This window comes from Pseudomonas sp. UME65 (genome assembly GCF_014170225.1).
Taxonomy (GTDB): Bacteria; Pseudomonadota; Gammaproteobacteria; order Pseudomonadales; family Pseudomonadaceae; genus Aquipseudomonas; species Aquipseudomonas protegens.
This window is the reverse complement of sequence record NZ_LZZQ01000013.1, coordinates 1,115,189-1,126,541: the sequence shown is the minus strand read 5'-3', so window position 1 is coordinate 1,126,541 and position 11,353 is coordinate 1,115,189. Positions and strand designations below refer to the sequence as shown.

Below are 11,353 nucleotides of genomic sequence, written 5' to 3'. Positions count from 1 at the left end.
GGGGGAGGTGGCGGCCGGGGCAAGGCCGGCAATTCCGGCGAAGGCATGGACGAGTTCGTGTTCCAGATCACCCAGGAGGAATTCCTCGAATTCATGTTCGAGGACCTGGAACTGCCCAACCTGGTGAAACGCAACCTGACCGGAGCCGACACCTTCAAGACCGTACGAGCCGGGATCAGCAACGAAGGCAACCCGGCCCGGATCAATATCATCCGTACCTTGCGGTCGGCCCACGCGCGGCGCATTGCCTTGTCCGGCAGCAGCCGGGCCAAGCTGCGCGAAGCCAAGGAAGAACTGGCGCGCCTGAAGCGGGAAGAACCGGACAATTTCGGCGATATCCAGGAGCTTGAGGCGGAAATCGAGCGCCTGAGTGCCCGGATTCACCGCGTGCCCTTCCTCGACACCTTCGACCTCAAGTACAACCTGCTGGTGAAACAGCCCAACCCCAGCTCCAAGGCGGTGATGTTCTGCCTGATGGACGTTTCCGGCTCCATGACCCAGGCCACCAAGGACATCGCCAAGCGTTTCTTCATCCTTCTGTACCTGTTCCTCAAGCGCAACTACGACAAGATCGACGTCGTGTTCATCCGCCACCACACCAGTGCCCGGGAAGTGGACGAAGAGGAGTTCTTCTATTCACGGGAAACCGGCGGCACCATCGTCTCCAGCGCCCTGAAGCTGATGCAGGAGATCATGGCCGAACGCTACCCGAGCAACGAGTGGAACATCTACGCTGCCCAGGCCTCTGATGGCGACAACTGGAACGACGACTCGCCGATCTGCCGCGACATCCTGATCAACCAGATCATGCCGTTCGTGCAGTACTACACCTACGTGGAAATCACCCCGCGCGAGCACCAGGCCCTGTGGTTCGAGTACGAACGCATCGCCGAGGCCTTTTCCGATACATTCGCCCAGCAGCAACTGGTTTCGGCCGGAGACATCTATCCGGTCTTCCGTGAACTCTTCCAGCGCAGGTTAGTGACATGACCGCCAGAGAGCAGAAGCGCCAACCCATCTCCACCGGCTCGGAATGGACCTTCGAGCTGATCCAGGCCTACGACCGTGAAATCAGCCGTATCGCGGCCCGCTATGCCCTGGACACCTATCCCAACCAGATCGAAGTGATCACCGCCGAGCAGATGATGGACGCCTATGCCTCGGTGGGCATGCCCCTGGGCTATCACCACTGGTCCTACGGCAAGCACTTCCTCAGCACCGAAAAATCCTACAGCCGGGGCCAGATGGGCCTGGCCTACGAAATCGTCATCAACTCCGACCCTTGCATTGCCTATCTGATGGAAGAGAACACCATCTGCATGCAGGCGCTGGTGGTGGCTCACGCCTGCTATGGCCACAACAGCTTCTTCAAGGGCAACTACCTGTTCCGCACCTGGACCGATGCCAGCTCGATCATCGACTACCTGGTGTTCGCCAAGCAGTACATCATGCAATGCGAGGAGCGCCATGGCATCGATGCCGTGGAAGATCTGCTGGACTCCTGCCATGCCTTGATGAACTACGGTGTCGACCGCTACAAGCGGCCCTACCCGATTTCCGCCGAAGAAGAACGGCGCCGGCAGAAAGACCGGGAGGAACACCTGCAGAAACAGATCAACGACCTGTGGCGCACCATTCCCAAGGGCGCGGACAAGTACAGCGACAAGGACAATGCGCGCTTCCCCGCCGAACCTCAGGAAAACATCCTCTATTTCATCGAAAAACACGCGCCACTGCTGGAGCCTTGGCAACGCGAGATCGTGCGCATCGTGCGCAAGATCGCCCAGTACTTCTACCCGCAACGCCAGACCCAGGTGATGAACGAAGGCTGGGCTACCTTCTGGCACTACACCTTGATGAACGATCTGTACGACGAGGGCCTGGTCACCGATGGCTTCATGATGGAATTCCTCACCTCCCATACCAGCGTGGTATTCCAGCCAGGCTTCGACAGCCCCTACTACAACGGCATCAACCCCTACGCCCTGGGCTTTGCCATGTACCGCGATATCCGACGCATCTGCGAGGAGCCCACGGAAGAAGATCGGCGCTGGTTCCCGGAACTGGCCGGCACCGACTGGCTGTCGAGCATCAAGTTCGCCATGAGCAGCTTCAAGGACGAGAGCTTCATCCTGCAGTACCTGTCGCCCAAGGTCATCCGCGATCTCAAGCTGTTCAGCATCATGGACGACGATCAGAAGGACGACCTGCTGGTACCGGCAATCCATGATGAAAGCGGCTATCGGATCATCCGTGAAACCCTGGCCGCGCAATACAACCTGGGCAACCGCGAACCCAACGTGCAGATCTGGAGCATCGACCGCCGGGGCGACCGCTCCTTGACCCTGCGTCATCAGCAACACGACCGTAAACCCCTGGGGGATTCCACCGACGAAGTGCTCAAGCACCTGCACCGCCTCTGGGGCTTCGACATTCACCTGGAAACCCTGCAGGGCGACCAGGTGATGAAAACCCACCACGTACCGCCAAAGAGCGATCACAACGAAAACGACTACGGTCGCCTGGACCTGGCGGTTATCCACCTTTAAGCCCGATAACAAGCCTCCGGATGCGCGATACAAGGGTTATCCTGTCGCGCTAACGGAGGTTTTTTTATGCGGATTTACAAAGTCGGCGGCGCCGTGCGCGATCGCCTGCTCGGCAGGCCGGTTACCGATATCGACTGGGTGGTAGTGGGTGCCAGCGCAGAGGAGATGCTCGCCAAGGGCTTTCGCCCCGTGGGCGCGGACTTCCCGGTGTTCCTGCACCCCAAGAGCGGCGAGGAGTATGCCCTGGCCCGCACCGAGCGCAAGAGTGGGCGGGGTTATGGCGGTTTCACCTTCCATGCCAGCCCGGAAGTCACTCTGGAAGAGGACCTGATCCGTCGCGACCTGACCATCAACGCCATGGCCGAAGATGAACAGGGCCGCCTCACCGATCCCTACAACGGTCAGAAGGACCTTGAAGAGCGGCTATTGCGCCACGTTTCCCCGGCATTCGCCGAAGATCCCCTGCGAGTACTGCGGGTCGCCCGCTTCGCCGCCCGCTACGCCGGTCTGGGTTTTCGCGTGGCGCCAGAGACACTCGAGCTGATGCGCGAACTTAGTGAATCCGGTGAGCTTCAGGCCCTGACGGCCGAACGCAGCTGGAAAGAGATATCTCGCGCCCTGATGGAGGATCAGCCCCAGGTCTTTATCCAAGTATTGCGCGACTGCGGCGCGCTGGCGGTGCTGATGCCCGAAATCGACGCACTGTTCGGCGTACCTCAACCCGCGGTCCACCACCCGGAGATAGACACCGGCGCGCACACCCTCAGCGTTCTGCTGCAAGCCGCGTTGCATCAGCAACCCCTCAGCGTGCGCTGGGCCTGCCTGCTCCACGACCTGGGCAAAGGCCTGACACCCGAGGAGGAGTGGCCACGGCACATTGGCCATGAGCGCACAGGCCTGGAACTGATCAAGGCGGTCAATGAACGCTTCAAGGCGCCCCGGGAATGCCAGGAGCTGGCACTGCTGGTGGGCCAGTACCATACCCACGGCCACAAGGCGCTGGAACTCAAGGGCTCGACACTCCTGGAACTATTGCAAAGTTTCGACGTGTTCCGACGCCCACAGCGTTTCGAAGAGTTCATAGCGGCATGCGAAATGGATGCTCGCGGCCGTCTTGGGCTGGAGTCGCGGCCTTATCCGCAGGCCGATTACCTGCGAGGAGCCGCCGAGGCGGCGCGCAAGGTGGCGGTTCAACCCTTGCTGGAACAGGGGTTCAAGGGGCCGCAACTGGGCGAGGCACTAAGGCTGGAACGACTGAAGGCCATCAAGGCCTACAAGGAACAGCACGCGCCTTGAGTGAGTCGCGGACCGCCCCGACTGGTCCGCGATTAGCCGAGGGTAGCTATAAGTCTGGAGGGGTCAGTTGCATGCCCCGCCATTCGAAGGCGACCGGGGCCAGCACCTGATCGATCTGCGCCTCGGCCCAGAGCGCCCCGAGGCTCTTGCCCGCCAGCGGATGCACCCGCTCGGGCGCCATCAGCGACAGCGGCCAGAGCACGAAGGCGTTCTTCAGAATCTCTGCCCGGGGCAGGATCAGGCCATCGAAATTGCCGGTCAGTTCACCGTAGAGCAATACATCGATATCCAGCGGCAGGCCTTTACGATCAGGGGCATAACGGCCGTTATCGGCCTCGATGAACTTCAGGCGCCGGTCCAGCTCGATCAGAGGCAAGTCGGTAAAAGCCGTCACCACCAGGTTGAAGAACGGGCCGCTCTTGATTCCCACCGGCTGGCTTTCGAACACCGGCGAGCAACGCATATCCACCAGAAAACCGGCCAGGGCATCGAGCCCGGCCCGCAGATGAACTTCACGCTCGATATTGCTACCGAGCCCCAGATACACCTGAGTCAGCGACATCCGCGCTCGATCTCCACACCCACACCCGAGGCAGCCGGGACGGCGCCAGGCTTGGTCAGTTTCAAGCGCAACCAAGGGATGTGAAATTCATTCATCAGAACCTCGGCAAGGCGCTCGGCAAAGGTTTCCACCAACTGGTACTGGGCATGCTCGGCAAACGCCTGGATCCGGGTGGAGACACTGGCATAGTCCAATGCCAGCGTCAGATCATCTCCAGCAGCTGCCGGGCGATTGTCCCAGGCAAAGCTCAGATCAAGACGCAGGCACTGTCGGATGCCGCGCTCCCAGTCGTAGGCACCAATCACGGTGTCCACTTCCAGCCCTTCGATAAACACTCTGTCCAAGCACTCTTCTCCGCAGCACGACAAGGGCGCAATGCGCCGTTAGAATCAGGGCTTCCTCGCCCGGAATAGTTAGCATGTTTTGGTTACTGGCGATTTTCGCCTACCTGCTCGGCTCTCTGTCCTTCGCCATTTTGCTCAGCCGCCTTACGGGTAATCCCGACCCGCGAATGAGTGGCTCGGGTAATGCCGGCGCCACCAACATGCTGCGCCTGGCCGGCAAGAAACTCGCAGTCCTGACCCTGCTGGGAGACCTGTGCAAAGGCCTGGCACCTGTGCTGATCGCCCACCTCGCGGGCTTGTCCCTGCAACAACAGGCCTGGGTGGGGCTCTATGCCGTCCTCGGCCATCTGTTTCCACTGTACTTCCGCTTCCGCGGCGGTAAGGGTGTCGCCACCGCCGCCGGCATGCTGCTGGGGCTCTACCCCCCGGCCGCGCTGCTGGCCATCGCCGCCTGGGCGCTAACCTTCTATCTCACTCGTACCAGTTCACTGGCCGCACTGATCGCCACCCCCCTGACCTTGCCACTGCTGGCCTGGCAGGAACCGGAGGCGCTATTGCCGATGAGCGTGCTGACACTGCTGATCGTCTGGCGCCACCGCGGCAATTTACGCGACCTGTTTGCCGGGCGCGAACGGCATTTTTGAATCCCTCAGATGAAAAGGTCTCAGCCCGAGCCTCCCCGCATGAAATCAGAGAGCTGACAACTGCTCCATCGGCCAACGCGCCTGTACGCTGATCGCCAGGCTTTCCTGCTGCCCGGCCTGCAAACGCTGGCAACCGGCAAAGGCGATCATCGCTCCGTTGTCGGTGCAGAACTCGGGACGGGCATAGAACACATTGCCCTTCATTTCAGCCAGCATCTTTTCCAGCGAAGCGCGCAATGCCTTGTTGGCACTTACACCTCCCGCAATAACCAGACGTTTGAGACCGGTCTGCTTCAAGGCACGCTTGCATTTGATGGTCAGAGTCTCCACCACCGCCTGCTGGAACGCGAGGGAGATGTCGCAACGGGTTTGCTCGCCGTCGTCTCCAGCGCTGACGCACTGCTGCCAGGTGTTCAAGGCGAAGGTTTTCAAGCCGCTGAAGCTGAAATCCAGCCCCGGGCGATCGGTCATCGGCCGCGGAAAGACAAAGCGCCCCGCTACGCCCTGAGTCGCCAGGCGCGCAATCTCGGGGCCGCCCGGATAATTCAGGCCGATCATCTTCGCCGTCTTGTCGAATGCCTCGCCTGCGGCGTCATCCAGGGTCTCGCCCAACAACTCGTATTGGCCGATACCATCGACCCGGACCAACTGGGTATGACCACCGGACACCAACAAAGCGACGAACGGGAATTGCGGAGGTTGCTCCTCCAGCATCGGCGCTAGCAGGTGGCCCTCCATATGGTGCACGCCCAGGGCTGGAATGCCCCAGGCAAAGGCCAGCGCCTGGGCGCAGGAAGCCCCCACCAGCAAGGCACCGACAAGGCCGGGGCCAGCGGTGTAGGCAATCGCGTCAATCTCGGTAGGCACGCAGTCGGCCTCGGCCAGCACCTGGCGGATCAAGGGCAGCATGCGCTTGACGTGATCCCGGGAGGCCAGCTCCGGCACCACGCCACCGTAGGCGCGATGCAGGTCGATCTGGCTGAACAGCGCGTCGGCCAGCAGGCCCCGCTCACTGTCGTATAACGCGACGCCGGTTTCGTCGCAGGACGTTTCTAATCCCAGTACTAGCATGGGTTTGCGCCTTGTAGAGGCTGAATTCGAAGGCGCGCATAATAGTCGCCACTCCCGCGCCCGACCAGCGGTTTTCGATCAGAGGCTTTGCATTCCGAGCGTTGAGGGGTTAACATCCGCAACCCTTAAAAACCGACGACCTCAGCCGCGATTTTTGCGACGAGAACGTTGACCCCGGTAATGAATGAAGGTAGCTCTGGATGCCAGCCGTCAAAGTTAAAGAGAACGAACCCTTCGACGTAGCTCTGCGTCGTTTCAAGCGCTCCTGCGAAAAAGCCGGTGTTCTGGCTGAAGTTCGTAGCCGCGAATTTTACGAGAAGCCGACTTCTGAGCGTAAGCGCAAAGCAGCTGCTGCTGTTAAGCGTCACGCCAAGAAAGTTCAGCGCGAACAGCGCCGCGCCGTACGTCTGTACTAATACACAGACGTTCGTTGCAAGCTTCTGCCAAGCCCGGCCCTCAGCCGGGCTAATGGCATTTGCGGAATACGCTTGATGCTTCACCGTCGAAGCCGCCCATGCGACCCAGACGATTCTGCTTCACCACGTCAGACCTGGCTTCTTGCCAGCGGTGCACGTCTTTTCTGACGAGCCTTCCAAGGCTACTGACGAGCACACCCTTATCTGATTCCTACAGACGATCAGCCCAAGGCGCCCTTCTCCAGCGCCCGCTTAATGAGCTATCCGAGGCCAGCCCAAAGCCACTGTCGGACTCAGCGCAACACCTTCAAATAGTCGAATACTGATTGAAACTAACGTCAGTGGACGTTCGGCAGATACACTTCCCGACTGCGATCACGCCGAAAACCAGGGTCGAGCCGCGCAACCTCACGCTTGGCCGCCACCCGAACTTTCGACAGTGTCGCCAGGGCTATCTTTGCGCGCAGTGATGACGAGAACGCCATGGCCGGGCTTATTCCCCAGAGCTTTATTGACGACCTTCTGAACCGCACCGACATCGTCGATGTCGTCAGTTCGCGCCTGCAAATCAAGAAAGCCGGCAAGAACTACACCGCCTGCTGCCCCTTCCACAAGGAAAAGACCCCCTCCTTCAGCGTCAGCCCCGACAAGCAGTTCTACTACTGCTTCGGCTGCGGCGCAGGCGGGAACGCCCTCGGCTTCATCATGGACCACGACAACCTGGACTTTCCCCAGGCCGTCGAGGAACTGGCGAAGGCGGCTGGCATGGAAATCCCCCGCGAAGAGAGCAGCCGCGGCCAGCGCAAGCCTCGGCAACCCACCGACTCACCGCTGTATCCGCTGCTCACCGCCGCCGCCGATTACTACCGCCAGGCCCTGAAAAGCCATCCAGCGCGCAAGGCTGCGGTCGACTACCTGAAGGGGCGCGGCCTTACCGGCGAGATCGCCCGGGACTTCGGCCTGGGCTTCGCTCCGCCTGGCTGGGACAACCTGTTCAAACACCTGAGCAGCGACACCCTGCAGCAGAAAGCCATGATCGATGCCGGCCTGCTGATCGAGAACGCAGAGACCGGCAAGCGCTATGACCGCTTTCGCGACCGGGTGATGTTCCCGATCCGCGACACTCGCGGTCGGATCATCGCCTTCGGCGGCAGGGTTCTGGGGGACGACAAGCCCAAATACCTGAACTCTCCGGAGACCCCGGTCTTTCACAAGGGCCAGGAACTCTACGGCCTGTTTGAAGCCCGCAAGAACAACCGCAACCTCGACGAAATCATCGTTGTCGAGGGCTACATGGACGTCATCGCCCTGGCCCAGCAAGGCCTGCGCAACGCCGTGGCCACCCTGGGGACCGCCACCAGCGAAGAACACCTCAAGCGCCTGTTCCGCATCGTACCCAACGTACTATTCTGCTTCGACGGTGACCAGGCCGGGCGCAAGGCCGCCTGGCGCGCCCTGGAGGCGACCCTGACCTGCTTGCAGGACGGGCGCCGCGCGCGCTTTCTGTTCCTTCCCGAAGGCGAAGATCCGGATACCCTGGTCCGCGCCGAAGGCACCGATGCCTTCCGCGCTCGAATCAACCAGCACGCACAGCCGCTGGCCGATTACTTTTTCCAGCAACTGATCGATGAAGCCGACCCGCGTTCACTGGAAGGCAAGGCCCATCTGGCGACCCTGGCCGCGCCCCTGATCGAGAAAATCCCCGGGGCCAACCTGCGCACCCTGATGCGCCAGCGCCTCAGCGAAATCACCGGCCTGACCAACGAAACGGTCAACCAACTGGCCCACAGCGCACCGCCCGAAGCGCCACCCGCCTACGACGCAGGCATCGATTACGACGCGATGCCGGATTATGCCGACTACCATGAGCCGCATCAGGAGGCGTACGCCCCACAACAAGAGTGGACGCCAAAGAAAAATGCCGGCGGCAAGAAATGGGAAAACAAACCCTGGGACAAGAACGGCAAGGGCAAGCGCCAGGGCGATCGCGACCAGCCACGCGGCCCGCGCATTCCCGCTGCAGTGGAACCGCCGACCCTTTCAGCCTTGCGCACTTTGCTGCATCACCCGCAATTGGCAGAAAAAGTTGAAGATGCCGGGCATTTTGCCGATGACGACAACACCAATACCCAGTTGCTGGTGGCTCTGATCGAAGCCGTGCAGAAAAATCCTAAGCTACGCTCTATTCATCAATTGATGGCGCGCTGGCACGGCACCCAGCAAGGGCATCTGCTCACCGCATTGGCGGAAAAAGAATGGCTGATCGACGGAGATAACCTTGAACAACAGTTTTTCGACACCATTAATAGTTTGTCAGCTCGCCAACGCGAGCGTGTTTTAGAGCAACTTCTCAGGAAATCGCGTCAAAGCGAGCTCAGCAGCGAAGAGAAAAAACAGCTGGTTGAGCTTCTAAAACGCAATGTTCCCGCATCAAACCCGACCTCAACTGGCGCGTGAGGTCATAGCTCGGGTATAATCCTCGGCTTGTTTTTTGCCCGCCAAGACCTTCAGTGGATAGGGTGTTATGTCCGGAAAAGCGCAACAGCAGTCTCGCCTCAAAGAGTTGATCAGCCGTGGACGTGAGCAGGGTTACCTGACTTACGCGGAGGTCAACGACCACCTGCCGGAGGATATTTCAGATCCGGAACAGGTGGAAGACATCATCCGCATGATCAACGACATGGGGATCAACGTATTCGAGAGTGCTCCGGATGCGGATGCCCTTTTGTTGGCCGAAGCCGATACCGACGAAGCAGCAGCTGAAGAAGCCGCCGCAGCGTTGGCGGCTGTGGAAACCGACATTGGTCGCACTACCGACCCAGTGCGCATGTATATGCGCGAAATGGGCACGGTAGAGCTGCTCACACGTGAAGGCGAAATCGAAATCGCCAAGCGTATCGAAGAGGGTATCCGTGAAGTGATGGGCGCAATCGCGCACTTCCCTGGCACGGTTGATCACATCCTCTCCGAGTACACTCGCGTCACCACCGAAGGTGGACGCCTGTCCGACGTTCTCAGCGGGTACATCGACCCGGATGACGGCATTACGCCGCCTGCCGCCGAAGTGCCGCCGCCTGTCGACACCAAGACCGCGAAAGCGGATGACGACAGCGAAGACGAAGAAGCGGAAGCGACCGAAGACGAAGAAGAAGCCGAAAGCGGTCCGGATCCGGTCATCGCCGCACAGCGCTTTGGCGCCGTCGCCGACCAGATGGAAGTCACCCGCAAGGCGCTGAAGAAACACGGCCGCGAGAACAAGCAAGCCATCGCCGAAATGCTGGCCCTGGCTGAACTGTTCATGCCGATCAAACTGGTTCCGAAGCAATTCGAAGGCCTGGTTGAACGTGTACGCAGTGCCCTGGATCGCCTGCGCCAGCAGGAACGCGCCATCATGCAGCTCTGCGTGCGTGATGCCCGCATGCCACGTGCCGACTTCCTGCGCCAGTTCCCGGGCAACGAAGTGGATGAAAGCTGGACCGACGCCCTGGCCAAAGGCAAGAGCAAGTACGCCGAAGCCATCGCCCGCCTGCAGCCGGACATCATCCGTTGCCAGCAGAAGCTGACCGCTCTTGAAGTCGAAACAGGCTTGAAGATCGCCGAGATCAAGGACATCAACCGTCGCATGTCGATCGGTGAGGCCAAGGCCCGCCGCGCGAAGAAAGAGATGGTTGAAGCCAACCTGCGTCTGGTGATCTCCATCGCCAAGAAGTACACCAACCGTGGCCTGCAGTTCCTCGACCTGATCCAGGAAGGCAACATCGGCTTGATGAAAGCCGTGGACAAGTTCGAATACCGTCGCGGCTACAAGTTCTCGACTTATGCCACCTGGTGGATCCGTCAGGCGATCACTCGCTCGATCGCCGACCAGGCCCGCACCATTCGTATTCCGGTGCACATGATCGAGACGATCAACAAGCTCAACCGTATTTCCCGGCAGATGCTGCAGGAAATGGGTCGCGAACCGACTCCGGAAGAGCTGGGCGAACGCATGGAAATGCCTGAGGACAAGATCCGCAAGGTATTGAAGATCGCCAAAGAGCCGATCTCCATGGAAACCCCGATCGGTGATGACGAAGACTCCCATCTGGGCGACTTCATCGAAGACTCGACCATGCAGTCGCCAATCGATGTCGCCACAGTTGAGAGCCTGAAGGAAGCAACTCGCGAAGTACTCTCCGGCCTCACTGCCCGTGAAGCCAAGGTACTGCGCATGCGCTTCGGCATCGACATGAATACCGACCATACCCTCGAGGAAGTCGGTAAGCAGTTCGATGTGACCCGTGAGCGGATCCGCCAGATCGAAGCCAAGGCGCTGCGCAAGCTGCGCCACCCGACGCGAAGCGAGCATCTGCGCTCCTTCCTCGACGAGTAAGCCCAAGACCCCCAGCCCAGCTGGGGGTTTTGCTTTTTGCAGCCCGTCCTTCTTTCCTTCCCCGCCCCATAGCCGGTCTACACTCGAAACATTCCCCGT

Annotated in this window: 10 protein-coding genes; 7 read left to right on the top strand and 3 right to left on the bottom strand. The window is 60.2% G+C overall.

The genetic code is table 11. From position 1 onward, the window contains the following. The 3 genes from A9971_RS20040 to A9971_RS20030 form a co-directional block, all read left to right on the top strand. Positions 1 to 990 (top strand): YeaH/YhbH family protein (locus A9971_RS20040; protein ID WP_183001979.1); only part of this gene is annotated, 990 nt, incomplete at its 5' end. Then, complete coding sequence (locus A9971_RS20035) at positions 987 to 2,549, top strand: SpoVR family protein (RefSeq protein ID WP_011063833.1); 1,563 nt, start codon at positions 987 to 989, stop codon at positions 2,547 to 2,549. The genes A9971_RS20040 and A9971_RS20035, both read left to right, overlap by 4 nt. A 66-nt stretch (positions 2,550 to 2,615) precedes the next feature. Beyond that, positions 2,616 to 3,845 carry a multifunctional CCA addition/repair protein gene (locus A9971_RS20030; protein WP_077934875.1) on the top strand — a complete coding sequence of 410 codons (1,230 nt, stop codon included), beginning with the start codon at positions 2,616 to 2,618 and terminating at the stop codon, positions 3,843 to 3,845. A 46-nt stretch (positions 3,846 to 3,891) separates the two neighbouring features. Here A9971_RS20030 and folK read toward each other — a convergent pair whose 3' ends face one another. Together folK and folB are read right to left on the bottom strand one after the other, a co-directional pair. Then, positions 3,892 to 4,407 carry a 2-amino-4-hydroxy-6-hydroxymethyldihydropteridine diphosphokinase gene (gene folK / locus A9971_RS20025; protein WP_015637255.1) on the bottom strand — a complete coding sequence of 172 codons (516 nt, stop codon included), beginning with the start codon at positions 4,405 to 4,407 and terminating at the stop codon, positions 3,892 to 3,894. Then, on the bottom strand, positions 4,398 to 4,751 hold the full coding sequence (gene folB / locus A9971_RS20020) for a dihydroneopterin aldolase (protein WP_011063836.1): 354 nt from the start codon (positions 4,749 to 4,751) through the stop codon (positions 4,398 to 4,400). Before folB ends, folK begins: the two co-directional genes overlap by 10 nt. A 74-nt stretch (positions 4,752 to 4,825) precedes the next feature. On the opposite strand from folB, the gene plsY reads away from it, so the two are divergent. Then, positions 4,826 to 5,395, top strand: a complete 570-nt coding sequence (plsY, locus tag A9971_RS20015) for a glycerol-3-phosphate 1-O-acyltransferase PlsY (protein WP_011063837.1) — start codon at positions 4,826 to 4,828, stop codon at positions 5,393 to 5,395. 45 nt (positions 5,396 to 5,440) lie between these two features. Here plsY and tsaD read toward each other — a convergent pair whose 3' ends face one another. After that, complete coding sequence (gene tsaD / locus A9971_RS20010; protein WP_011063838.1) at positions 5,441 to 6,466, bottom strand: tRNA (adenosine(37)-N6)-threonylcarbamoyltransferase complex transferase subunit TsaD; 1,026 nt, start codon at positions 6,464 to 6,466, stop codon at positions 5,441 to 5,443. A 200-nt stretch (positions 6,467 to 6,666) separates the two neighbouring features. On the opposite strand from tsaD, the gene rpsU reads away from it, so the two are divergent. From rpsU to rpoD, 3 genes are all read left to right on the top strand, one after another. Then, positions 6,667 to 6,882 carry a 30S ribosomal protein S21 gene (gene rpsU, locus A9971_RS20005; protein WP_002551877.1) on the top strand — a complete coding sequence of 72 codons (216 nt, stop codon included), beginning with the start codon at positions 6,667 to 6,669 and terminating at the stop codon, positions 6,880 to 6,882. 483 nt (positions 6,883 to 7,365) lie between these two features. After that, positions 7,366 to 9,339: a DNA primase gene (dnaG, locus tag A9971_RS20000; protein WP_041120101.1), complete on the top strand. Its 1,974-nt coding sequence runs from the start codon at positions 7,366 to 7,368 to the stop codon at positions 9,337 to 9,339. Between the two features lie 67 nt (positions 9,340 to 9,406). Further along, a complete protein-coding gene (gene rpoD / locus A9971_RS19995; protein WP_011063840.1) occupies positions 9,407 to 11,254 on the top strand; it encodes an RNA polymerase sigma factor RpoD in 1,848 nt (615 codons plus the stop codon). The last annotated feature ends 99 nt before the right edge of the window (positions 11,255 to 11,353 follow it).

Coding starts and splice junctions, on each gene's coding strand:
- dnaG (WP_041120101.1), top strand. CDS start 7,366: ATGGCCGGGCTTATTCCCCAGAGCTTTATTGACGACCTTCTGAACCGC.
- plsY (WP_011063837.1), top strand. CDS start 4,826: ATGTTTTGGTTACTGGCGATTTTCGCCTACCTGCTCGGCTCTCTGTCC.
- rpoD (WP_011063840.1), top strand. CDS start 9,407: ATGTCCGGAAAAGCGCAACAGCAGTCTCGCCTCAAAGAGTTGATCAGC.
- A9971_RS20035 (WP_011063833.1), top strand. CDS start 987: ATGACCGCCAGAGAGCAGAAGCGCCAACCCATCTCCACCGGCTCGGAA.
- folK (WP_015637255.1), bottom strand. CDS start 4,407: ATGTCGCTGACTCAGGTGTATCTGGGGCTCGGTAGCAATATCGAGCGT.
- A9971_RS20030 (WP_077934875.1), top strand. CDS start 2,616: ATGCGGATTTACAAAGTCGGCGGCGCCGTGCGCGATCGCCTGCTCGGC.
- rpsU (WP_002551877.1), top strand. CDS start 6,667: ATGCCAGCCGTCAAAGTTAAAGAGAACGAACCCTTCGACGTAGCTCTG.
- tsaD (WP_011063838.1), bottom strand. CDS start 6,466: ATGCTAGTACTGGGATTAGAAACGTCCTGCGACGAAACCGGCGTCGCG.